Origin of the sequence: Flavonifractor hominis (assembly GCF_040095835.1) — a bacterium.
GTDB classification, from domain to species: domain Bacteria; phylum Bacillota; class Clostridia; order Oscillospirales; family Oscillospiraceae; genus Flavonifractor; species Flavonifractor hominis.
The window spans coordinates 810,844-834,895 of sequence record NZ_JBBMFT010000001.1; the positions used below are offsets into that span (position 1 = coordinate 810,844).

Annotated in this window: 20 protein-coding genes and 1 tRNA gene; 13 read left to right on the top strand and 8 right to left on the bottom strand. The window is 58.5% G+C overall.

Features of this window, described 5'->3' with window-relative positions; genetic code table 11:
- Nucleotides 1–93: 93 nt before the first annotated feature.
- The 5 genes from WMO45_RS04060 to WMO45_RS04080 form a co-directional block, all read right to left on the bottom strand.
- Complete coding sequence (locus WMO45_RS04060) at nucleotides 94–480, bottom strand: metal-dependent transcriptional regulator (protein ID WP_349139272.1); 387 nt, start codon at nucleotides 478–480, stop codon at nucleotides 94–96.
- 90 nt (nucleotides 481–570) lie between these two features.
- The gene (locus WMO45_RS04065; protein WP_349139273.1) at nucleotides 571–2,376 is read right to left on the bottom strand and encodes an ABC transporter ATP-binding protein; all 1,806 of its coding nucleotides are present in this window, start codon (nucleotides 2,374–2,376) and stop codon (nucleotides 571–573) included.
- Nucleotides 2,354–4,105, bottom strand: a complete 1,752-nt coding sequence (locus tag WMO45_RS04070) for an ABC transporter ATP-binding protein (protein WP_349139274.1) — start codon at nucleotides 4,103–4,105, stop codon at nucleotides 2,354–2,356. Before WMO45_RS04070 ends, WMO45_RS04065 begins: the two co-directional genes overlap by 23 nt.
- Entirely contained in the window at nucleotides 4,102–4,539 is a 438-nt protein-coding gene (locus WMO45_RS04075) for a MarR family winged helix-turn-helix transcriptional regulator (RefSeq protein WP_349139275.1), read from the bottom strand. The genes WMO45_RS04070 and WMO45_RS04075 overlap by 4 nt, the downstream gene beginning before the upstream one ends.
- Nucleotides 4,540–4,653: 114 nt before the next feature.
- Nucleotides 4,654–5,676, bottom strand: a complete 1,023-nt coding sequence (locus WMO45_RS04080; protein WP_349139276.1) for a transglutaminase domain-containing protein — start codon at nucleotides 5,674–5,676, stop codon at nucleotides 4,654–4,656.
- Nucleotides 5,677–5,783: 107 nt separating this feature from the next.
- Here WMO45_RS04080 and WMO45_RS04085 point away from each other — a divergent pair.
- The 5 genes from WMO45_RS04085 to WMO45_RS04105 all read left to right on the top strand — a co-directional run bounded on the left by WMO45_RS04085 (nucleotide 5,784) and on the right by WMO45_RS04105 (nucleotide 11,071).
- Nucleotides 5,784–5,870: transfer RNA gene (locus WMO45_RS04085), tRNA-Leu, on the top strand.
- 377 nt (nucleotides 5,871–6,247) lie between these two features.
- Nucleotides 6,248–6,538, top strand: coding sequence for an alpha-helical endospore appendage domain-containing protein (locus WMO45_RS04090; RefSeq protein ID WP_349139277.1), 291 nt, complete (start codon nucleotides 6,248–6,250; stop codon nucleotides 6,536–6,538).
- A 155-nt stretch (nucleotides 6,539–6,693) separates the two neighbouring features.
- Entirely contained in the window at nucleotides 6,694–7,998 is a 1,305-nt protein-coding gene (locus WMO45_RS04095; protein WP_349139278.1) for a choice-of-anchor A family protein, read from the top strand.
- A gap of 66 nt (nucleotides 7,999–8,064) precedes the next feature.
- On the top strand, nucleotides 8,065–9,354 hold the full coding sequence (locus WMO45_RS04100) for a glycosyltransferase (RefSeq protein WP_349139279.1): 1,290 nt from the start codon (nucleotides 8,065–8,067) through the stop codon (nucleotides 9,352–9,354).
- Nucleotides 9,355–9,721: 367 nt separating this feature from the next.
- On the top strand, nucleotides 9,722–11,071 hold the full coding sequence (locus WMO45_RS04105; protein ID WP_349139280.1) for an MATE family efflux transporter: 1,350 nt from the start codon (nucleotides 9,722–9,724) through the stop codon (nucleotides 11,069–11,071).
- Nucleotides 11,072–11,109: 38 nt separating this feature from the next.
- Here the strand turns inward: WMO45_RS04105 and WMO45_RS04110 are convergent, their stop codons facing one another.
- Nucleotides 11,110–11,823: a hypothetical protein gene (locus WMO45_RS04110; protein ID WP_349139281.1), complete on the bottom strand. Its 714-nt coding sequence runs from the start codon at nucleotides 11,821–11,823 to the stop codon at nucleotides 11,110–11,112.
- Nucleotides 11,824–11,974: 151 nt separating this feature from the next.
- Here WMO45_RS04110 and WMO45_RS04115 point away from each other — a divergent pair, with 151 nt between their 5' ends.
- The 8 genes from WMO45_RS04115 to WMO45_RS04150 all read left to right on the top strand — a co-directional run bounded on the left by WMO45_RS04115 (nucleotide 11,975) and on the right by WMO45_RS04150 (nucleotide 20,843).
- Complete coding sequence (locus WMO45_RS04115; protein WP_349139282.1) at nucleotides 11,975–12,841, top strand: class I SAM-dependent methyltransferase; 867 nt, start codon at nucleotides 11,975–11,977, stop codon at nucleotides 12,839–12,841.
- 10 nt (nucleotides 12,842–12,851) lie between these two features.
- Complete coding sequence (locus WMO45_RS04120; RefSeq protein WP_349139283.1) at nucleotides 12,852–13,709, top strand: energy-coupling factor transporter ATPase; 858 nt, start codon at nucleotides 12,852–12,854, stop codon at nucleotides 13,707–13,709.
- Nucleotides 13,710–13,824: 115 nt separating this feature from the next.
- Nucleotides 13,825–14,697, top strand: a complete 873-nt coding sequence (locus WMO45_RS04125) for an energy-coupling factor transporter ATPase (RefSeq protein WP_349139284.1) — start codon at nucleotides 13,825–13,827, stop codon at nucleotides 14,695–14,697.
- Complete coding sequence (locus WMO45_RS04130) at nucleotides 14,698–15,510, top strand: energy-coupling factor transporter transmembrane component T family protein (protein WP_349139285.1); 813 nt, start codon at nucleotides 14,698–14,700, stop codon at nucleotides 15,508–15,510.
- A gap of 11 nt (nucleotides 15,511–15,521) precedes the next feature.
- A complete protein-coding gene (truA, locus tag WMO45_RS04135; protein WP_349139286.1) occupies nucleotides 15,522–16,271 on the top strand; it encodes a tRNA pseudouridine(38-40) synthase TruA in 750 nt (249 codons plus the stop codon).
- A 36-nt stretch (nucleotides 16,272–16,307) separates the two neighbouring features.
- On the top strand, nucleotides 16,308–17,498 hold the full coding sequence (locus WMO45_RS04140) for a DUF5711 family protein (protein ID WP_349139287.1): 1,191 nt from the start codon (nucleotides 16,308–16,310) through the stop codon (nucleotides 17,496–17,498).
- 14 nt (nucleotides 17,499–17,512) lie between these two features.
- Complete coding sequence (locus tag WMO45_RS04145) at nucleotides 17,513–18,217, top strand: CvpA family protein (protein ID WP_349139288.1); 705 nt, start codon at nucleotides 17,513–17,515, stop codon at nucleotides 18,215–18,217.
- A gap of 82 nt (nucleotides 18,218–18,299) precedes the next feature.
- Nucleotides 18,300–20,843, top strand: coding sequence for an ATP-dependent Clp protease ATP-binding subunit (locus WMO45_RS04150; protein WP_349139289.1), 2,544 nt, complete (start codon nucleotides 18,300–18,302; stop codon nucleotides 20,841–20,843).
- 64 nt (nucleotides 20,844–20,907) lie between these two features.
- On the opposite strand, the gene WMO45_RS04155 is transcribed toward WMO45_RS04150, so the two are convergent.
- Together WMO45_RS04155 and WMO45_RS04160 are read right to left on the bottom strand one after the other, a co-directional pair.
- Entirely contained in the window at nucleotides 20,908–21,675 is a 768-nt protein-coding gene (locus WMO45_RS04155) for an SDR family NAD(P)-dependent oxidoreductase (RefSeq protein WP_349139290.1), read from the bottom strand.
- Nucleotides 21,676–21,727: 52 nt separating this feature from the next.
- On the bottom strand, nucleotides 21,728–24,010 hold the full coding sequence (locus WMO45_RS04160) for a putative bifunctional diguanylate cyclase/phosphodiesterase (protein ID WP_349139291.1): 2,283 nt from the start codon (nucleotides 24,008–24,010) through the stop codon (nucleotides 21,728–21,730).
- Between the last annotated feature and the right edge of the window lie 42 nt (nucleotides 24,011–24,052).

Consider the following 24,052-nt stretch of genomic DNA (forward strand, 5'->3'; position numbering starts at 1 on the left):
GGAACTGGCAGGTGCTGCCTTCGCAACACCTGCCTATCCTTAAAATTCGTAGTTGTCCTTGTGAGGGCACGCCTAATGCCGGCCCTCCTTTGGTTATTGGATTTCGTCTGGATTCATGTTAGCTGTGGCATGCTGCTTGATCTTCCGAAAGGTCTCCTCACTTAAATAGTGCTCGATCTTGCAGGCGTCCTCCGCCGCCACTTTGGCATCCACCCCCAAGCGGATAAAAAACTCGGTCAACAGCTTATGCCGCTCATAGATCCGATTGGCCACCTCTTCCCCCGCCGGAAGCAGTGAGATGAAGCCATCCTTATCTACCTCGATATAGCCGCTCTCCCGCAGTTTCTTCATGGCCACACTGACACTTGGCTTGGAAAAGTGAAGTTCATTGGCAATATCGATAGAGCGTACCATACCATGCCGCTCATGCAAGCTGAGGATAGCTTCCAGATAGTTTTCCGCAGACTCATAAAGGTTCATAAGTTTACCCTTCCTGTTCTGAATCTTTTTATACAGGTTAACACATTCTGACTGCTTTGACAAGTTTTTTTCGACCAACCAGTCATTCTTTCAGCTCAATTCAAACATCCCATTGTATAATTGATAATATATGCCTTTTTGTGCCAGAAGATCGGCATGACTTCCCCGCTCCACTACGGTGCCGTGCTCCAGCACCAAAATCGCGTCAGCGTTGCGCACGGTACTTAGCCGGTGGGCAATGACAAATACGGTGCGCCCCTCCATCAGCCGGTCCATTCCCTGTTCGATCAGCGCTTCGGTCCGGGTATCGATGGAGGAGGTTGCCTCGTCCAGAATCAGCACCGGCGGATCGGCCACCGCCGCCCGGGCAATGGCCAGCAGCTGCCGCTGCCCCTGAGAAAGATTGGCCCCGTCAGCGGTGATCCGCGTCTCATATCCCTGGGGCAGGCGGCGGATGAAGGAGTCTGCGTTGGCGATACGTGCCGCCCGCTCGATCTCTTCCTGCGTGGCGTCCAGCTTACCAAAACGGATGTTGTCGGCGATCGTACCGGTAAAGAGGTGGGTATCCTGGAGCACAATGCCAAGAGAACGGCGCAGGTCGTCTTTCCGGATGTCTCTCACATCAATACCATCGTAGACCACGCTGCCGCCCTGCACATCGTAAAAGCGGTTGATGAGGTTGGTAATGGTAGTCTTGCCCGCGCCGGTGGAGCCCACAAAGGCGATCTTCTGTCCGGGTTTGGCAAAGAGGGTGATCCCTTTCAGAATGGGGTGCCCCTCCTCGTAGCCGAAGGTCACATCTTGGAAGCGTACATCCCCCCGCAGCGGCACCGTGGTGCCGTCCGGCTTTTTCCAGCGCCAGCCGTCCTGGGGCTGTTTCTCCAGCACGACCTGGCCCTCATCCACCTCCACCGGCTGGTCCATGGCTTCAAAAACCCGCTCGGCGCCCGCCAGAGCCGCCAGCAGGAAGTTGGTCTGTTGGGTAAACTGGTTGATGGGCAAAGCCGCCTGACGTACAAAAACCAGGTAGCTGGCCAGGCTACCCACATCGGTCATGCCCTTCATAGCCATATATCCGCCCAGAGCGGCCACGATAGCGTAGTTGATGTAGGAAATGCTCACCACTGCCGGGACCATGGTGGCCGCATAGCCCTGGGCTCCCGTGCCCGCCTTGCGCAGCGCCTCATTTTTCTCCCGAAAGCAGCGCAGGTTTTCCCGCTCGTGGTTGAACACCTTTACCACCTTCTGCCCGGCCACCATCTCTTCGATGTAGCCGTCCAGGTCCCCCAGGCTGGCCTGCTGCCGGCGGTAATAGGCCTTGCTCCGCTTTCCGCTGAAGCGGATGTAGAGGAACATGGCCACATAGCACACCGCCACCACCATGGTGAGCCGCCAGTTGAGGATAAACAGCATGGTGAGGGTACCCACCACCTGGATAAAACTCTGGATCACCATGGCAAAGCTGTTGTTGAGTGCGTCAGAGATGGTGTCCACATCGTTGGTGAAATAGCTCATCACATCACCGTGGCGGCGGGTATCAAAGAAGCGCAGCGGCAGCTTCTGCAGGTGGGCAAACAGGTCCCGGCGGATGTCAAAAAGTACCTTCTGCGCCGCCTTGACCATGGTCTGGGTATAGCCCCAGGCCGCCAGAGCACCAATGAGATAAATGCCTGCGGTAAGAGTTACTCCCCGCAGCAGGGCCTCTATCCCACCCTGGGCCAGGCCATTGACCACGGGACGGATCATATAGGTCCCCAGCAGATTGGCCAGGGCACTGACGGTAACCAGCACCGCCACCGCCAGCAGCAGGAACTTATGCCGGCCCATATAAGCCATGAGGGTACGCAGGGTATAGCCCAGGTGTTTCGGCTTTTTAGCACTGAGCTGACGGGCCATGCTCCTCCCCTCCTTTCATCTGGGATGCGTAGATCTCCTGGTAGATGGGATCCGAAGCCAGCAGCTGATCGTGCGTTCCGCAGGCGTGGATCTGTCCGTCCTCCAGGATGACAATGAGGTCGGTATTCATCACGGAGGTCACCCGCTGGGCGATGATGATCTTGGTCACGCCGGTGAGTTTGGCCAGAGCGGCGCGGATCTTCGCCTCGGTGGCGGTATCCACCGCCGAGGTGGAGTCGTCAAAAATCAGGATCTTTGGCTTTTTCAGCAGGGCCCGTGCAATACACAGCCTCTGTTTCTGTCCACCTGAGACATTGACGCCCCCCTGTCCCAGATCGGCGTCCAGCCCGCCGGGCATCCGCTCCAAAAACTCGTCGGCACAGGCCGCGCGGCAGGCCGCCCACAGCGTCTCATCGTCGGCGTCCGGATCGCCCCAGCGCAGGTTTTCCCGCACGCTGCCTGAAAAAAGTACATTCTTCTGCAGCACAATACTTACCGCATCCCGCAGAGCCTTGAGGTCGTATTCCCTCACGTCCCGGCCGCCCACCCGGACCGTCCCCTCCGTGGCGTCGTAGAGGCGGGGGATGAGCTGCACCAGTGTAGTCTTGGCCGAACCGGTCCCGCCCAGAATGCCCACGGTCTGGCCCGCCCTGATGTGCAGGTCCACATGGGCCAGGGCATATTCCCGGGCGTCGGCGCGGTATTTGAAGGACACCCCGTCAAAATCCACACTGCCGTCGGGCACCTCCTCCACCGCCTGGGCCGGAGAGGCCAGCGCCGTCTCCTCATCCAGCACCTCGGCGATGCGGTGGGCGCTGGCCAGAGAGCGGGTAAGCAGCAGGAACACATTGGAGATCATCATAAAGGAATTCATCACCTGCAGCACATAGCTGAGAAAGCCGGTGAGCTCCCCCACCTGGAGTTCTCCCTTCAGGATCATACCGCCGCCGAACCACAAAATGAGTACCATGGCGGTATACATCGTGAACTGAAACGCCGGCAGGTTGAGCACCGCGAAGTGAAACGTCCGCTGGCTGGTCTGCATCAGTTCCTGGTTGACGCTCTGGAACTTCTCCTCCTCATACTCATCCCGAACAAAGGCCTTCACCGCCCGGATGGCGGTCAATCCCTCCTGCACCACGTTGTTAAGTCTGTCCATGGCTTTCTGAAGGCGGCCATACATGGGTGCCACCGTGCGTACCACAAAAAAGAGGATCAGCGCCAGCACAGGCGCGCACACCACAAAGACCAGGGCCAGCCGGGCGTTCATCCAGAAGGACAGCCCCAGTCCCATCACCAACATCACCGGGCTGCGCACCAGGGGCCGCAGCCCGCCGTTGATGGCGTTTTGCAGCACCGTCACGTCGGTGGTCATCCGGGTCACCAGGGAGGAGGTCTCAAACCGGTCCAGGTTGGAAAAGGCATAGTCCTGGACCCGGGTATACTGTGCCTCCCGGATACGCGCGCCCCAGCCGTAAGCCGCCCGGGCGGCAAAGCGGGCATAGAGCAGGCCCGTGATGAGGGCCAGCACCGCACACACGCCCATCTGCAACCCCTTGACCATAATATAGTGCAGATCCTGTCTCCCCACCCCCACGTCAATGAGGTCGGCCATTAAAACCGGGATGATCAGTTCGAATACGGTCTCCACCAACACCAGCAATCCGCCGATGAGCATATCCCACCGGTAAGGTCCCAGGTAAGAGAACAGCCTCTTGAGTTCCTTCACAGTTCCCCCTCCTTCTCTCCCCGGCGCAGATTCTGATACGCCCGGGATAGATAGTCAGAAAAACGCTCCCGCTCCTCTTCCGTAAATCCCCGGAGCATAACCTCCTCCGCTTGCTGGCAGCGTTCTCTCCAGACCGTACTGGCCTGCCGTCCCAGTTCGGTGACCTCCACCAGATCACAGCGCCGGTTCTGCTCGTCCGCCCGCCGGGTCACAAAGCCGCCCTTCTGCAGGCAGTCCAGCATCCGGGACACCGTGGCCGGGTCCACATCAAAATAATCCGCCATTTCCCGCTGCCGGCAGGGCCCGCGGGCAGCCAGATAGGCCACCAGCTTGGGCTGTCCGGAGCCCAGTCCCAGCTCATTCAGACTGGCCCGCAGATAATTGCGCTGGGCGTGAAAGGCCCGGTACAGCAGCATATGGAACGTCCGCTCCACACCGCTCGCCTCCTTTGATGATATATCAACAGTTGATATATCAATTATGATGATATACACAACCGCTGTCAACCCCGTTTTTCCCGGAATGGACAGCGGTTGCATCTTCTATAATCACTCCGCCTCTGCGTCCGCCTGTTGGTCGGTACAAGCTGCCTGGGGCGGCTGCTGGGGAAAGTCCACCTGAAAAACCGCCTGAGGGCGGTTGAGGCTCACGCGGATATACCGCCCCTTTTGGGCCGCGGACTGTTCCAACAGGGTCAAAAGCTGTGTCTGTACGTCCTGAGTAAGGGGGCCGCCCCGCCACTGGAAGAGCAGCGTCTTTCCCTTCCGCACCGCCTGGACCGCTCGTTTCTCCACCTCCTCCAACCGGGTAAAGGAGCATTTGTGCACCCGGTAGTAGCCCTGCGTGCCGTCTGCGCAGGCGGGGGCCGGGTACAGCAGGGCTTCATGGTCCCGGAAGATCTGCCGGTCGTCCAGATTGAAGTAGTCGTACCGCGGCGCCCCCTCCCCGCTCAAAGTCCGGTCAAAGGTGGCGTCCAGGTGATAATAGCTGCCGCCCAGCTGTACGACGTTCCAGGCGTGACGGTAACGCACCCCCCGCTCGGGCGCTGCCTGGGAGATGACCACGATGCACCATACCCCCAGCCGGTCACACAGAGCCTTCACCGCCTTGGCCATCCCCTCGCACACTCCCACGCCGTGCCCCAACGGGCCGATGATCTCGTGGGAGTAGGGCTTTTTCAGTTTGTCATAACGCACGCCGGTACAGATAAAGTCATGAATATACGCTTCCTGCTCCAGTGCGCTCTTCCCCTGCACCGGGCGGCAGAGCTTCTCCAGACGCGCCTGCATGGCGCCCTGGTGTTCCCGGATCTTCCCCTTCGGAAAGAGGTACTCGGGCACCACCTCCACATGGGACGCCTGCGGATGGACCCGAAAGGAGCATCCCGCCACATAGAAGATCTCCGGGTGGTCCAGGCGGAGCTGAAAGAGCACCTCACTCAGCTGTCTGGTCTCTAATCTGGGCACTGAGAAGGACGGCCCCAGTTGGGTGAGCCCTGTAAGCATGTCCCGATAGACCGCTTGACACGGTTTGTCCATCTGTGCAAAGTAGTATTCCTGCATACGTTCCATTCCCCTCCGCTTGTTTGCCGAATCTATTATACGTCCCAATTTTTCTGTGTACAATAAAATACTTGCAAACGCGCCATTTATCTTGTATAATAGGAAAACGGTGATTGGCCGGTATGATGGAATTGGTAGACGTGACGGACTCAAAATCCGTTGGTGGCGACATCGTGTCGGTTCGAGTCCGACTACCGGCACCAGCTCGTCGCAAGCGGCATATCGCTTGCGACGAGCTTTTTCATTTCACTGCAAAGCTCATCGCGCGCTCATTCTGCTGCTCCTCGCTTCCAAATCGAACCCGCTGCGCTGGGCTTCGATTTGGTTTTAGGTGCAAACCGGGAAGCTGCGGCATCTATACCGTTGCGATGTTCCACAATGAATGAGCCCCGCTTTTCGAACTATTTATCGAAAAGCGGGGCTCATTTTTCGTTTCTCAAAATTCTTCCGTTGCATCTTATAATTCGGGGGCTGGTGCGTCTACACCTCATGGCAGCACCGCAGGCGTAACACCAGCGTCAAGGTGTGAATAGGATGGAGAGAGCAAAGGCTCAATCCAGCATAAGGAGTATTGTTTACTATGGGTATGCCTGTTATTACTGCCAGTTCTACCACCAGAGACCAGGCCATCACGGATCTCATCCAGTCGGTGGCTCTGGAAGAGACCGCCCTGTCCCATATTCTCAACGCAGAGGGCGAGAAAATTCAGAAAATGGTAGCCCTCCCCGATGTGACCCCGGAGGTGCTGCTGGCCACCAACAAGTCTGTGGAGTCTATGGTCAACGCGGTATCCCGGTTGGAAATGATCCTCCAGTCCAAGTTGTCCAGCTTCAATGATTGTCTGTGTCAGCCTGATATCAGTCTGGAATAACGATAAAATAGGGTGGGGCTTCCGGAAGGAAGCCCCACCCTATTTTGCACCATCGTCTGATTGACTCATACACTATAGGTATGGAGCAATTCTGATTTGCTCCAACTCAAAAGAGCCTCATTCGGGCTAGTATAAGTCCTATAGGAGGATTAACCATGGCATTTAATTTCGGCCTTGCCAACGATTATAACGTATTCGTTTTCGGCAACATGAGTCTGAGCAATACCGATGCAGAGGGGCGAGTAGCAGTCGGCGGCAATGCCACCCTCAGCAACTACGGCGTCGGCGCCAGTATTACCCCGCTCCCCCCCGCCAATACAGACCCATCTTTTGTGATAAATGGAACGGTCAACGTCACCGCAGGCTCCAATGCCAGCGGCAACACAGTTGTTAATCCCAGCAGCACAATCATTAACTATACCATGGGTAACCCAAACGGCCTTTTGATTGAAGGGACACCCATTGACTTTGCGGAGGCAGAACGATACCTGAAATGTGCCTCCAATTTCTGGAGCACCCTGGCTCCTAACGGTACCGGCGAGGTTGTCTTCAATCAGTTAAATCTGATCGGCACCGATGCAACTTTGAATATTTTCTCTCTGGATAGCAGCAATCTCTACGGTACCGGAATTTCCCTGGCACAGCTCAACGGTATTAATATCATCGCTCCCTTGAGCGCCACCATTCTCATCAATGTGGATGGTACTGCTATCCAGTATGGCAGCTATCAAATTTTCCGGAATGGCACGGCAGCTACCAGAGAGAATGCACGGCGAATCCTGTGGAACTTTCCTCAGGCGTTGACTTGGTCAAACAGCACTACCGCCATTTATGGCTCGGTGCTGGCTCCCTTCGCTGCTGCCAACACCACATTCAGTCAGATCAACGGTAATATCATCTTTGATAGTTTTTCTGGGAATGCCGAAAGTCACAACGAGTTGTTTATTGGTGAACTGCCAGAGGCCACCGTTTGTCTGCTGACTACCACCAGCACTACTACCAGCACTACCACTAGCACCACTACCAGCACTACTACCAGCACTACCACCAGCACCACCACCAGCACCACTACCAGCACCACTACCAGCACCACTACCAGCACCACTACCAGCACCACCACCAGCAGCACCACAACAACGACAACAACGACAACAACGACAACAACGTCCACCACTTCAACGTCCACCACGACCACCCAAGCCCCTGTTCCACGCAGTCAGGCAATTACGGACCTGCTTGTCTCTGTTGCCCTGCAGCAGGCAGCCCTCTCCCACATTCTCAATGCGGAAGGAGAAAAGATACAGAAAATCCTTTCCTTTGACAATCTGACTTCGGAAACCATTTTGCAGACCAACCGCTCCGTGGAATCCATGGTCAACAGCATTTCCAATTTGGAAGTCATTCTCACCGACAAAATTTCTCTTTTTAAAGCGTGCAAATGTAACGATATCAGAGAATAAACTAAGGATGGCGCAGCAGATCCCTGTTGCGCCATCCAGTCCATAAAGAAAGTGAGCAAATTGGGTATGAAAGTTGCCATTCTGACGATGTTCGCAGGTCTGTCTTCTACCTACTCCCTGGTCAATGTGGTAGCAGATCAGATCAAAATGCTGCTGGAGGCCCAGGTCGAACTGAAGATCCTGGTGAGCGAGACCTGTCCTGATGAGGAGCGTCAGGGTGTATTTCTGGACCCGCGGCTGGAGTGGGTGAAGGTTACCAACACTCGCCATGGTGCCCCCATTGTATGGCACGACTACTCCGCTCCCACAGGTACGGTCCATGAGACCTTTTATGAGGAGGCTGAGTGGATTGCCAAAGATTACGTCCGGTATCTCCAGGACGTGGATGCGTGCATCATGCACGACATCCTCTATCAAGGCTGGCATCTGGTTCATAATGTGGCTATCCGCCAGGCGCAGAAATCCTTGCCGAAGGTAAAGTTCCTGGCTTTTACCCACTCTATGCCAGTAAATCGCCCTCAAAAGATGGAATGGCCTTTTTCCGCACGCTTTACCCCTATGCCCAACACCCGCTTTGTCTACCCCACCTACTCGGGGATTGATGCATTGGCCCGGCAGTATGATGTGCCTCAGGGCAGCTGTGCAGTCGTATACAACAGCCTGCCTCTGTTGGAGATGCTGAGCCAGGATGTTCAGCAGGTGGCGTGCAGGATCGATCTGCTGAACGCGGATATTCTGGCGGTCTATCCCGGACGGCTCACCACGGGCAAGCGTTTTGAGAAGGTCGCCGCCCTGGCTGGAGCTATCCAAAGAAAAACAGAGCAGCGCACCAAGGTAATCTTCTGCGACTTTCCCAGTGCCGATATTCCCGGCCAAATCTACAAGCGGACGATTCAGACCGAGGGGATGAAGTTTGGCCTGGAAAAAGAAGATCTGGTTTTTACCTCCGACCTTGGATATGAGCAGGGCTTCCCTCGCCGTGGGGTATTCGAACTGTTCGGCCTGTCAAACCTGTTTATATGTCCCTCCTACTCCGAATCCTTTGGACTGACCGTTCTGGAGGCGGCAAGCCGGGGAAATTTCCTGGTACTCAATGAGGCAGTGCCCGCCTTGAAAGAACTGGGGGACAGTCTGGGCGCCTATTTTTTGCGGTGGGACGGGCGAAATTTTGGCTATGACACGCACGAGAAATATGTTCCATCAGAACAGGCATATTACGAAGAGCACGGAGGGATTATCGTCAACTTGATGAGGGAGGATCACAGCCTGCGGGCAAAAACCAGAGTGCGGACAAAATACCATGGCGCATGGATCTGCCGCAATCAGTTGATGCCTCTGCTGGTAGGAACAACGTGACCAACCATTTCCTTTTGTCATATGGCAGGATAATTGAGCATGCGTTGTACGCAGTGAATCGTTTGGAACAAAGGCGTGAATTGGTTCAAAGCCATGGTTTAAAATGCGGACCCAACATGCAATTCGGTGTTCTTCCGGGCATCTATCGTGTTGCAATACACCAAAAAGAAAGGCACCTGCTTTCAGCAGGTGCCTTTCTTTTTGGTGCCGGTCTTCAGAGTACCGTTGACAAATTTCTCCGGTTGTGCTACTCTGCAAACAGCGCGGAGGGTATGACATTCGCTGGAAATGTTATGCTGGATAAGGCTACAGACTGAGATGTCTGTCTCCTTATCCAGCATTTTTTGCATCAAAGGAGAAGAACGATATGCAGCAGCAACGGGATCTGACAACAGGCAGCGTGCTGAGCACATTGCTGCGATTTGCTGCGCCGGTCTTTGCGGCACTCTTTTTACAGTCCCTGTACGGCGGGGTAGACCTGTTGGTGGTGGGGCAGTTCGCCCATACCACCGATGTATCGGGCGTGTCCACAGGAAGCCTGCTGATGCAGACCGTAACCATGGTGGTTACCGGTCTTACCATGGGCATCACCATCTATGTGGGACAGAAGATCGGCCAGCATCAGCGGGAGGCCGCAGGCCGGGCCATCGGTACGGGTATTGCACTGTTCACCCTCTTCGGCCTGCTCCTCTTGGCGATCCTGGCCGGGTGTGCCGGTCCTCTGGCCCGACTGCTCCACGCTCCGGCCGAGGCCTATGCCCAGACCTGCGCCTACATCCGCATCTGCGGCCTCGGCATTCTGTTTGTGGTCTGGTACAACCTGCTGGGAGCCGTCTTCCGCGGGCTGGGCGACTCCCGCACGCCGCTGCTCACGGTGTGCATCGCCTGTGTATGCAACATTGCCGGGGACCTTCTCTTTGTAGCAGGACTCGGCATGGGTGCGGGGGGCGCGGCGTTGGCCACCGTCCTCTCTCAGGCCATCAGTGTGGCCATCTCCCTGGCCCTGATTGCCCGGCGTACCCTGCCCTTTCCCTTTCATGCCAGCTACCTCCGGCCCGACCCGGTCTGCCTGGTCAAAGAGCTCCGGCTGGGCGCTCCCATCGCACTGCAGGAATTGCTGGTTGGGGTCTCCTTTCTCATCATCCAGGCAGTCGTGAATACCATTGATGTCACCGCCTCCGCCGGCGTTGGGGTGGCTGAGAAAGTCTGCGGTTTCATCATGCTGTTTCCCTCCTCCTTTACCCAGTCCATCTCCGCTTTTGTGGCGCAGAATATGGGGGCAAACCAGCCTCGGCGGGCCCGGGCCGCGCTGGTCTGCGGCATTGGTACCGCTCTGTGTGTCGCCGTGGTGGTGTCCAGCTTCACCTTTTTGCGGGGCGATCTGCTGGCCGGGCTCTTCTCCAACGACGCGGACGTCATCCGGCAGGCTCACGCCTATCTGAAAGCCTATGCCATCGACACCCTGCTGACCTCCATTCTCTTCTGCTGTGTGGGCTACTTTAACGGCTGCGGTCATACCTTTTTTGTCATGGTGCAGGGGATCGTGGGCGCTGTGCTCATCCGCATTCCGGCGGTCTATGTCCTCAGTCGGCTTTTCCCCGCTGATCTGTTTCGTATCGGTCTGGCTACCCCCATGGCCACTACGGTACAGATCCTGCTGTGTCTGCTGTTCCTGACCACTCTGGCCCGGAAACGGACGAACGCCTCTTTGCGTTAAAAAATGCGCGCCTGCAATGCAGGCGCGCATTTTTTAACTCAGTGCTCCGGTCCATCCTCCGACAGGGGTACCGGGGCCGGAACCCGGCCGCCCAGGGCCTCGGAACAGGCCTGGGCAAGCTGTTCCAGCCGCCCATCCTGATTGCCAAGCTCCTCCGAGATGTGTCCCAGCGTGGTTCTTACCCGGTCCAGCTCCCCGCACGCATGGGCCACGCTGGCATCCATGTCGGTGCGCAGGCGGTCATACCCGGCCTGGACCTTGCTCAGCCACTGCTCTACCTCCAGCCGGACCTTCTTGACCCGCTCCTCAGCCTCCGCCTGGACCGCCTGGGCCCGGCAGTGGGCCTCCAGCTCCATGCCCGCCGTACGGTCCTTGATCTTTTCATAAGCCGCCGCCGCAGGCTCGGCCCGGGACAGTTTCTCCTTGGTCTCTTCCAGTTCCCGGCGCGCCGTATCCAGCGCCTCATCCTTCTGCACCAGCTCGGCTCTGACCTGCTCCAGCTCCTCCCGGAGCTTGGCCACCTCCTCATTCAGGCGATTTTGCTCCTGAAGGCCGGCCTGGGCCTCCTCCTTGGCGGCAGCCGCTTCATCCTTCAGCCCGGAGAGCGCCTGCACCGCCTCATCCCGCTCCCGCTGGAGATTCTCCAGCTTTTCCTTGTGTTCCTGATTGGCCGCCTCGATATAGTTGAGCACATCCTGCTTCTGGAATCCGCCGAAGGTCGCCGTACGGAACTGCAGCTGCGCGTCGCTCATAATGGGACACCCCGTTTCTCTAAAATTCGCTTTTGGGCTTATTTTATCACAGTTTTCCCCATAACACAATCGCTTCTTCTCATTGACTGCCCCAAATGGGAATGATATAATAGGATGATTATGACAAGAAACACAACGGTGGGAGAATCACATGTGGATTTCAACTGACTGGAAGGATTACGAACTGCTGGACTGCGGCAACGGGGAGCGGCTGGAGCGCTGGGGCAAATTCATCCTGGTGCGGCCTGATCCCCAGGCCATTTGGCGCCCGGAGGGCCGCCATCCCGGCTGGCGCAAATACGACGCCCGGTATCAGCGCTCCTCCACCGGCGGGGGCCAGTGGGTCAAAAAAGACCTGCCCCAGCGGTGGACGCTGGACTACAAGGGGCTGACGCTCAACGTCAAGCCCATGAACTTCAAACACACCGGTGTATTCACCGAGCAGGCGGCCAACTGGGACTTTGCCATGGAGCGCATCCGCGCTGCCGGCCGTCCGGTCAACGTGCTCAACCTGTTCGCCTACACCGGCGCGGCCACGGTGGCCTGCGCCGCCGCCGGCGCCAGCGTCTGCCACGTGGACGCGGCCAAGGGCATGGTGAGCTGGGCCCGGGAGAACGCCGCCTCCTCCGGCCTGAGCGAGGCCCCCATCCGCTGGATCGTGGACGACTGCGGCAAGTTTGTGGAGCGGGAGATCCGCCGGGGCCGCCGGTACGACGCGGTCATCATGGACCCCCCCTCCTACGGCCGGGGTCCCTCGGGAGAGATCTGGAAGCTGGAGGAGAATCTGTTCCCCTTTGTGGAGCTGGTGAGCCAGGTCCTCTCGGACCAGCCGCTGTTCTTCCTCATCAATTCCTACACCACGGGCCTGGCCCCGTCGGTGCTCACCTATCTGCTGGAAACCCTGGTGGCCCGGAAATACGGCGGCCATACAGAAAGTCAGGAGCTGGGCCTGCCCGTGACCGCTACCGGCCTAGCCCTGCCCTGCGGCGCCACCGGACGGTGGACGGCACACAAATGAGGTATTGAATATGAGCAACCGCATCATTGAAACGCAGCAGCTGCGCTTCACCTACGCCGAGGCCGGTGAGGTCGCCCCTCTGGTACTGGACGGGGTGGACCTGTCCATCGAGGAGGGCTCCTTTGTGGCCGTACTGGGACACAACGGCTCGGGCAAGTCCACACTGGCCAAGCATATGAACGCCATTCTGCTGCCTACCGGCGGCAAAGTATACGTAGACGGCATCGACACGTCTGACGAGGCGCGGCTGCTGGACATCCGCCGCACCGTGGGCATGGTGTTCCAAAACCCGGACAACCAGATCGTGGCCAACGTGGTGGAGGAGGACGTGGCCTTCGCCCCGGAAAACCTGGGCGTTCCCCCGGAGGAGATCCGCCGGCGGGTAGACGACGCCCTCAAGGCCGTGGGTATGTATGAGTACCGGGAGCACGCTCCCCACCTCCTCTCGGGCGGACAGAAGCAGCGGGTGGCCATCGCCGGCGTCATCGCCATGGCGCCCCGCTGCATCGTGCTGGACGAGCCTACCGCCATGCTCGACCCCATCGGCAGAGCCGAGGTTATGAAGACCATCAAACAGCTCAACCGCACCTCCGGCGTCACCGTGGTGCTCATCACCCACCACATGGATGAGGCCGCCCAGGCCGACCGCCTGGTGGTCATGGCCAAGGGCAAGGTCATCGCCGACGGCGCCCCCCGGGAGGTCTTTCAGCGGGTGGAGGAGCTGAAGGCCGTGGGCCTTACCGTACCGGAGACCACTGAGCTTTTGTGGCAGCTGCGCCAGGCAGGTGTCGATGTGCCCCTGGATGCGCTGAGCGATGAAGCCTGTGCCCAGGTCCTGTACGACCTGCTGAACCGGGAAGGGGCCTAGTGGACGCAGGGGCGGAAAGCTCCGCACTCCGCTTGGACGCACAGAACTGCAATTCGATCTCCGGACGTGACCCCGGTTTGGGGCATGTACCACCACAATAAAGGAATGAAGTCATTTGGAACCGATCATTCAGACGGAACGCCTCTGCCATATCTACTCGGCGGGCACCCCCTTTGAGCACGGCGCTTTGGTGGATGTGGACTTCACCGCCTACCGCGGAGAGTACCTGGGCATCATCGGCCACACCGGCTCGGGCAAGTCCACGCTGATCCAGCACCTCAACGGGCTGCTCAAGCCCACCTCCGGCCGGGTCCTTTTTGAGGGCCGGGACATCTGGGAGAGCAAGGAGCGCACCCGCCAGACCCGCTTTCAGGTGGGACTGGTGTTCCAGTACCCGGAGTACCAGCTCTTTGAGGAGACCATCTACAAGGATATCGCCTTCGGCCCCCACAATATGGGGCTGGACGAGGGGGAGATCGACCGCCGGGTGCGCCAGGCGGCCCGCTTTGTCGGTCTGAAAGAAGAGCTGCTGGACAAGTCTCCCTTTGAGCTCTCCGGCGGCCAGAAGCGCCGGGTCGCCATCGCCGGCGTCATCGCCATGGAGCCCTCGGTACTCATCCTGGACGAGCCCACTGCCGGACTGGACCCGGTGGGCGTAGAGTCCATCCTGGAGAACATCCACGACTACCATACGGCCAAGAACGCCACCATCATCATCGTCTCCCACTCCATGGAGGAGGTGGCCCGGACGGTGGACCGGCTGGTGGTGGTCAACGACGGAAGGATTCCCTTCTCCGGCGCGCCCCGCGAGGTCTTTGCCCACGGGGAGGAGCTGGTGAAGATGGGTCTTGGCATCCCCGCCATGACCCGGGTATTTCACCGCCTGCGGGCGCTGGGCGTGGACATCGACCCCTCCGTCTACACCATCGAGCAGGCCCGGGACGCCATCCTGTCCAAACTGGGGCGGAATGAGAAGGGGGCGGAGTAAATGGCACTGAAAGACATTACGCTGGGCCAGTACTTTCCCGGCCATACCCTGATCCACCGCCTGGACCCCCGCACCAAGCTGATCTGGACGGTAGCCTATATCATGGCCCTCTTTCTGGCCAAGCAGGTGGTCTCCTACGGCATCCTTCTGCTGGTGTTGGCGGTGCTTATCGCCGTATCCAAGGTGGGCATCCAGAGTATCCTCCGGGGCATGAAGCCCATCTTGATCATCATCGTCATCACCGGCCTGCTCAACCTGTTCTATACCCCCGGTGACGGCACACCGCTGCTCTCCTTTGGGATCTTTCAGATCTATGCCGAGGGCATCTGGGCCGCTGTATTCATGGTACTGCGCATCGCCATGCTCATCACCTGTACCTTCCTGCTGACCTACACTACCTCCCCGATCCAGCTCACCGACGCTCTGGAAAAGCTGATGGGGCCGCTGAAGGCCATCAAAGTACCGGTGCACGAGCTGTCCATGATGATGTCCATCGCCCTGCGCTTTATCCCCACCCTCATCGAGGAGACCGACAAGATCATGTCCGCCCAGAAAGCCCGGGGCGCCGACTTTGACACCGGCAACCTGATTCAGAAGGCCAAGGCCCTCATTCCTCTGCTTGTGCCCCTGTTCATCTCCGCCTTCCGCCGGGCCGACGAGCTGGCGGTAGCCATGGAGTGCCGCTGTTACCACGGCGGTGAGGGACGTACCCGGATGCGCCGGCTCCAGCTGCGGGGCATCGACTTCGCCGCGCTGGCCTTCGGTATTGCACTGTGTGTAGCGATAGGTGTGCTGCGCCGGTTCGGACTGTAAAAAGGAATGTTATGAGAAATATTGCACTGAAACTGATGTATGTGGGTACGGCTTATCACGGCTGGCAGGTGCAGAAAAACGCCGTCACCGTGGCTGAAACCCTGGAAAAAGCTCTGGCCTCGGTGGTGGGACACCCGGTAAAGTGCACCGGCGCCGGCCGCACTGACGCCGGCGTCCACGCCGAGACCTACGTGGCCAACTTCCGCACCACTTCCCGCATCCCCTGCGACCGTATTCCCCTGGCGGTGAATACCCGCCTGCCCGACGACATCGTGGTAGTAAAGGCCACTGAAGTGCCGGAAGAATTCAACGCCATTGGCTCCTGTCTGAAAAAGGAATACACCTACCGCATCTATAACTCCCACATCCGCAACGCCTTCCATGTGAACCGGGCCTGGTTTTACCCCAAGCACCTGGATGAGGAGCTGATGCAGCGGGCTGCCAGTCACTTTGTGGGGACCCACGACTTTGCCGCTGTACGCTCGGTGGGCACCGAGACCCGCACCACCGTCCGCACGGTATACTACTTTGATATCGCCCGCAGCGGGGATCTCATCGAATGCCGGGTGTGTGCCAACGGTTTTCTTTACAATATGGTACGGGCCATGGTAGGCACCTGCGTATATGCCGCAGATGGGAAGTTTTCCCCCGATGCGGTCCCTTCCATTCTTGAGGGTAAAAACCGGACAGCCGCCGGCCCCACCGTACCCGCAGGCGGGCTTTACATGACCAAACTCTGGTACAACGAGGACGTTTTATAGCTGCGGCTGCATATCATCACTGTCTGGGAGCATAACATGGATGAACGCACAAGGGACCGTTCTGTCCCAAAGAAACCACGACCGAACCGTCTGGTCCGTTTTCTGGCCTTTTTGGTCACCGTAGCTCTGGTTCTGGGCGCGGTGGTTCTGGTGGTCAACTACGACAAATTGAATTTTGACTCCATCAAGCGCTGGTTCACCTATTGGAACCTGTCCCGGAACGACAGCGGGCAGGCTGACTCCTTCCGTTTTGACGGAGATATCTCCAACGCCTTTGCCGTACTGGACGGAGAGTTGCTGGTCTGCTCCCCCAATAATATACGCCTTTATAGCGGTGATGGGCAGGTCTCGGTGGACAAAACCGTCTCCATGACCAACCCGACGGTCAGCGTCGTTGGAAAAAATGCGCTGATTTATGACATCGGCGGTCAGGACTTGTTCGTTTATTCCGGCCAGGAGGAGTCGTTCTCCCTGTCTCAGTCGGCCGGTTCTTCCCTGCTCTGCGCCAGTTTGAACAGCAGCGGCTGGCTCATCGTGGTCAGTCAGGAAAGCGGTTCCAAAGGGACGATCACCGTCTATGACAGCACCTATAGCCCCCAAATACAGCTGCGCCTCTCCACCCGCTTTGTGATGGATGCGGTTCTCTCTCCGGACAACAAGTCCATGGCGCTTTTGACCATGGGCCTGACGGACGGCACCTTTGAAAGCCGGGTGGAATTGTATCGGCTGGAGCGCACCGAGGAGGAGATCGATCCGGACTGGACCTGCCCCGTGGGCAGCGACGCCATCCTGGATCTGCGCTGGGACAACAGCGGCATCTGGGCTCTGGGTGAGACCGGGACCTATCTGGTTGACCCGGATGGTACCCTCTCCAGCTCCTACAGCTACGGTGGACGCTACCTCAAATCCTTTTCCCTGGACGGAGATGGCACGGTCTCCCTGTTGCTGGGCAAATACCGGGCAGGCAGCGCCTCAGAATTGGTGATCGTCTCTTCCGACGGCACCGAGCGGGCTACCCTGGCCATTGATGAGCAGGTTCTCTCCCTCTCCTCGGCCGGGCGTTATACCAGCCTGCTTACCGCCGACCGGCTGGATATCTATGACCAGGATCTGGATCTCTACACCTCTCTGGAGGGCACAAAAAGCGCCCTGAAAGTCCTGCAGTACTCCGATGGCAGCGCTATGCTCATCGGAAACAACACCGCACATCTCTATGTGCCTCAATAAAAACGGAGGAATCCATGGCTGTTTATCTCATTGTTGACCTTATCATTCTGGCCGTTTTGATCTTCTTTACCGTAATGGGCGCCCGCCGGGGACTGGTGCTTTCTCTGTGCAGTCTGCTTGCCGTCCTGGTCGCCTTTGTGGGTGCTGGATTTGTGGCCCGCACCCTCTCACCCATGGTGGCCGACGCACTGGAGCCCCGTTTTGCCTCTGCCATCGAGGAACAGCTGAATACCGCCATCCAGCAGCAGGTGGCTGAAGGCGGCTCGGCCGCCCTCTCTCCCGAAGATGTCCCCCTGGACGGTGTGCTCAATGCGCTGCGGGAAATGGGCTTTTACGAATCTCTCATCGACGCAGTGGATCAGGCCGTGGAAAACGGTATGACCACAGCGGCCGCCAGCGCGGCGGCGTCTGTGGCCGCTGCCATTGCCCAGTCAGTCGCCTACCTGATCCTGTTTTTGGTCTCCTTTGCCCTGATCCTTCTGGCCTGGAAACTGATCAGCCGGGCACTGGATCTGGTGGCACGCCTACCCGGGCTGCACTTTCTCAACAAGACCCTGGGCGGACTGTTTGGATTGGTACAGGCCTGCATCCTTCTCTTCGTTCTGGCCTGGCTGCTGCCCTATCTGGGCAACATCATACCGGAAGATATGGTAACTAAAACCCATCTGCTGCACTTCTTTTTGACTACCAATCCCATCTCCCTGCTGAGCGGATTTTGATCATTCATACGCAGTTCATAATTTCAGATTAGAATCATTTCTCCGAGGGAAGTAACCTTCCCTCCAAAGGAGTTGAATACAAATGCAACCCACACTTTGTTCCAGATGCCATAAGAACGTGGCCGTGATTTTCATCCAGAAGATGGAGGGAGGCACCACCAAGAGCGAAGGTCTCTGCCTCAAGTGCGCGAAGGAGCTGGGCATCAAGCCCGTGGAAGATATGATGCAGAAAATGGGCATCAGCGAGGAGGACCTGGAGGGTCTGACCAATGAGATGATGTCCGCCTTCGGCGGAGCCGAGGGCATGGAAGGGCTGATGTCAGCCGAAAACGGCGACAGCGATGAAGAGGACGAGGGTAAAACCGCCACCTTCCCCTTCCTGAACAAGCTGTTCGGTTCGGCTCAGAATCCCCAGTCCCAGCCTCCGGAGCGGGACGGCGCCCGGTCGGACCGGGACGGCAAAGAAAAAAAGGGCGACAAGCCCCCCAAGCGCAAGTTCTTGGAAAACTACTGCATTTCTCTGACCCAGAAAGCGGCTGACGGCAAGCTGGACCGCATCATCGGCCGTGAGGAGGAGATCCAGCGCACCATCCAGATCCTCAACCGCCGGCAGAAGAACAACCCCTGCCTGATCGGCGAGCCCGGCGTGGGCAAGACCGCCATTGCCGAAGGGCTGGCCCAGAAGATCTACGAACGGGACGTGCCCTATAAACTGCTGGATAAAGAGGTCTATCTTCTGGACCTCACCGCCCTGGTGGCAGGCACCCAGTTCCGCGGCCAGTTTGAAAGCCGCATGAAGGGCCTCATCGAGGAGATCAAGAAGCTGGGCAACATCATCCTGGTCATTGACGAGGTCCACAACATCGTGGGCGCGGGCGACGCGGAGGGCTCCATGAATGCAGCCAACATCCTCAAGCCCGCCCTCAGCCGGGGCGAGATTCAGGTCATCGGCGCCACCACCCTCACCGAGTACCGCAAGTACATCGAAAAGGACTCTGCTCTGGAGCGCCGGTTCCAGCCGGTGATGGTGGAAGAGCCCTCCATCGAGGACTCGGTCAAAATCATCCGCGGCATCGCCCCCTACTATGAGAAGTACCACTTCGTCTCCATCTCCCCCGAGATGTGCCGCCTGGCCGTTACCATGAGTGAACGGTACATCACCGACCGTTTTCTGCCCGACAAGGCCATCGACCTCATCGACGAGGCCTGCTCCGACGTCAACCTCCACAACCGGACCCTGGCCCGGGAAGTGGAGGTCAAGAAGGAACTGGAGCGCCTGGAGAAAGAGCGGGAAAACCTGATGGTGGAGGCCAACGACCGGGACTACAAGCGCCAAACCGCGCTGAAGAACAACGAGCAGCGGCAGAGCGAGCTGCGCCGTGAGCTCAACAAGCTCACGGCCGAGCACGACGCACTGGTAGGCAACCCCGCCACCCAGGAGGCGCTGAGCGCCAACGAGACCCGCCAGGCCAACTTCCGCCGGGAGCTGGCCAACCTCACCGCTGACCGGGAGAAGCTGCTCTCCGACGGAGACAGTAGCCGGGACTACGAGCGTCTGGCCGCTGTAAAGAGCCGGGAGATGCAGCTGCAGGACGAGCTGGCCAAGCTGGAAGCTCAGAGCGCGCCCCCCCTGACGGTGGAGCACCTGGCCCGGGTCATCGAACTGTGGACCAAGATCCCCGCCAGCCAGATCCAGGAGGCCGAGTATGAACGTCTGGCCCACCTGGAGGAGCGGCTCAAGGAGCATCTCATCGGCCAGGACGAGGCCGTCCACGCCGTGGCCGCCGCTGTACGCCGGGGCCGGGTGGGTATCGCCTCCAAGCGTAAGCCGGTTTCCTTTATCTTTGTGGGCTCCACCGGCGTGGGCAAGACTGAGCTGGTCAAACAGCTGGCCATGGATATGTTCCACTCCCCCGAGTCCCTCATCCGGCTGGATATGTCGGAATTTATGGAGAAATTCGCCGTCAGCCGCATCATCGGCTCCCCCCCGGGTTATGTGGGCTATGACGAGGCGGGTCAGCTCACCGAGAAGGTACGCCGCAAACCCTACTGCGTGGTTCTCTTCGACGAGATCGAAAAGGCCCATCCGGACGTGCTGAACATCCTGCTGCAGATCCTGGATGACGGACACATCACCGACGCACAGGGCCGCAACGTCAACTTTGAGAACACCGTCATCGTCATGACCTCCAACGCGGGCAGCGACGCCCGTTCTTCCGCCGGCAGCGTAGGCTTTGGCCGCACCGCCGACGAGCAGGGCAGGGAGCGGGCCATGAAGGCCCTGGAAGGCTTCCTGCGGCCTGAGTTCATCAACCGCGTGGACGAGATCGTCTACTTCAACAAGCTCACAGAGGACAACTTCAAGCAGATCGCGGGCATCATGCTGGGTGAGCTGAAGAGTTCCCTGGCCGAGAAGGGCATCTCCTTCACCTGGGATGAGGCGCTGCTGGACTACCTGGTGAAAAAGTCTTACTCCGTCACCTATGGCGCGCGCAACCTGCGCCGGCAGATCCAGAAGGATCTGGAGGACGACATCGCCACCAAGCTCATCGACAGCTACCTCCGTCCCATTTCCGCCATCCACGCCTCCGCCGATGGAGAACACCCCGTCATTACGGCGGAGTGATCACGCAAAACAAACGCGCGGCCCCTGCGGTAAAACCGCAGGGGCCGCGCGTTGTTGCTTTCTCTCAGATCCGCCGCAGCCCTTCCCAGCAGCCCATGATGAAGCAGTGCGGCAGCCATTTGCTGGCCACCCGCTGCACCAGCGCCGGCAATGAACAGGTGGTCACCGCCAGTAGCCGGCTGTCCCGCAGCGCCCGCCGGACCACCGTCTCCGGCCGGAGAGCAAAGGGAAAATGGCGCACCGTTTTGCCGTTTTTGGTATCCTGGGCCACCGCGATGAACTCGGTCCGCACCCACCCGGGGCACACCGCCGTTACCCGGATGCCTCTGGGCGCTACCTCCCAGCGCAATGCCCGGCTGTAACGCAGCAAAAACGCCTTGGTGGCCGCGTATACATTGAGCCCGGGCAGGGGCTGAAAGGCCGCTGAGGAGCAGATCTCCAGGATGCGGGCCCCCCGGTGCATGTAAGGCAGCGCCGCAATGGTCAGCTCTACCGCCGCAGTGCAGTTCAGAGCGATCATGCTCCGGGTCTCCTCCACACTCAGGTCTGCCCAGGTCCCAAACTTGCCAAAGCCAGCCGCATTGATGAGCAGGCGCACCTCGGGCCGCTGCTCCTCCAGCCGCCGGCGCAGCTGCGCCAGGCTGGCCTCCTCGGTCAGATCCAGGACCAGTGGAATCACCGGGATGGCCCCGGCCTGCTCCGCCAGCTCCCGCAGCCGCTCCTCCCGCCGGGCCACGGCCCAGATTTCATCCAGCCCTCCCTGCCGTTCCAACTGACGGACAAATTCCCGGCCCAGTCCGGACGAGGCGCCCGTTACGATGGCAACCCGCATTCCGCTCCCCTCTTTTTCTCTTTTTCCACAGCATCTCCCGCCCTGTCCGGCTCTATTCCTCCGTTTTCCAGGGTCCATCCTTCTTTTCTTCCACAAGGCGTTCAAACTGCTCCAGCGGCATTGGTTTGGCAAACAGATAGCCCTGAGCGATATCACAGCCGGCGGCGCGGAGGAATTCCAGACTCTCTTCAGCCTCCACGCCCTCCGCCACCACACGGATATCCAACTCCTTGGCCATCTGGATGATATTGCGCACCACGATGCGTTCCCGACGCTTGTCAATGCTCTTCCGGAAAAACATGATATCCAGTTTGAGTACGTTGATGGGCAGGTTTTTCAGCAGGTTCAGTGAGGAATAGCCCGTACCAAAGTCGTCCATGGTACAGATAAATCCCGCCTGCTGGATGGAATGGGCCAGGTCCAGGAACATCTCTTCCCCCACCAGGGCCATACTCTCGGTAAATTCCAGTTCTACCACACCATCCGGTATGGCAAACTGCCGCTTAACTGCGGCATAGTACTCCACAAAATCCTCCCGCAGCAGACTCAGCCGGGACACATTGACCGCCAGGCTGACCGGCGGCTCCCCCCGGTCCATCCGCGCTCTCAGCCACTGACAGCTCTGGCGAAACATGGCCCGGTCCAGATCCACGATCATACCGTTTTCTTCAAACAACGGGATGAATTCTCCTGGCGGCACCATTCCCCGCTGTGGATGCAGCCAGCGGGCCAGCACTTCTCCGCCGCTCAGCCGGTCTCCACGCTGGATATCGACCTTGGGCTGAACATAGATCTGGAACTGTCCCTCCCGCAGCGCCTGCATCCCCTGCCGGCCCAGTTCCATGTCCCGGCGGTTATATTCCCGGATCTGTTCGTTATAAAAGGCACAGCCGCTGCCGGCCTGCTGCTTGATGGATTTCTGCGCCATGTTGGCCCGGTCCACCATCTCCTGGACGGCCAGAGATACGTCCTGCGGTTCAGGCAGGAAAAAGCCCATACACAGCTCCACACATACCCGGTTGGGCACCTGACTTTCCTCCCGGGTCAGTTCCTCCACCACCTGGTCAAACCAGGCCCGCAGCCGCTTGGGATCCTGTTCCCGGTGCAGCCCCACAAAGTTATCCGCCGTGGCGCGGCAGAACACAGCATCCGCCCCTTCCAGATGAAGAAAGACCTCTGCCATGCGCTTCAGCAGGGCATCTCCCATGTGATAGCCAAGCACATCATTGTAGTATTTAAAATGCTTCAGATCACAATACCACAGCGCCCAGCCGTCACAGCCACTCTCTTGAAATATCTGCTCAGCATCCAGGAGAAATTTATCATAATTGCGGCACTGGGTCAGTTTGTCCTGATAGGCCAACCGCTCCAGCTGGGCCCGGCTGCGGGCATCCGCCCGCCGCTCCCGCAGCATCATTCCAAAAAACAGCAGCACTCCGGTAGCCACCAGGAACACCGCACCCACAACGGTCACCAGATAACGCTGCCACAGCGTCTCCTGAGGCAGTGAGGAGAGGATATACCATCCCGGTACACTGATGGGGGCAAGTACTGCCACCATGGTCCGGCCTTCGATCTGATACGTAAAGTGGGCTTTGGTATCCTCCGCCAGAGCGGTGTTAATTTCTTCCATGTCCTGCTCTGAAATCCCTTCCAGATCGGAAATCGACCGGATATCCCCCCTGGCTACCGGCGTGTCCTGAGAGCGAATGATGATCCGTCCATCCTGGAGCAGCAGGTCAGAAAATCCCTCACTGTTCAGCAGCGGTGCATCAATGATACTCCGCAGGACCGATGCGTCGTTTATCCCGCAGAGCACCCCCACGACACTGCCTGCTCCATTCAGCAAAGGGACACCGTAGCAGTTGATATAGTTTCCCTCAGCCAGCGGATCCTGACGGGTGGCCGAAATGGCGTCTTTCCCCGCTACAGCCTTTTGGAAAAAGACCTCCTGGGATACATCCAGTCCAAAATGTCTTTCCCCGCCAATCTCGACCAGGTCCAGTTGTCCCTCCACCGTGGCAATGCCCATATAGCGAAAGCTATTGCTCTCATTGATCTTCTGCATCATCTCTTCCACCTGAGACAATTCGGACACGCCCAGTTCCTCCATGGCGATGGCTACCGCGTGCAGGGTCTGAAAATCACCCTGGATCTGCCGGTCCACGGAAATCTCCTGGTGCAGCGCCGCATTGTCCAGATACTGCAGACTATCGCTCTCATTCTGGCTCATCATATGCCACAGGAAAAGGATCCCACCCACCAGGAAGCATGCAAACAGCAAAATGGCCAAATACATATGCTGCTGCTTTTTCCCTTGGCTTAATTCCCGCACGGAGCTCGCCTCTTTTCCTTATCGTACAATACTTTATTTCAT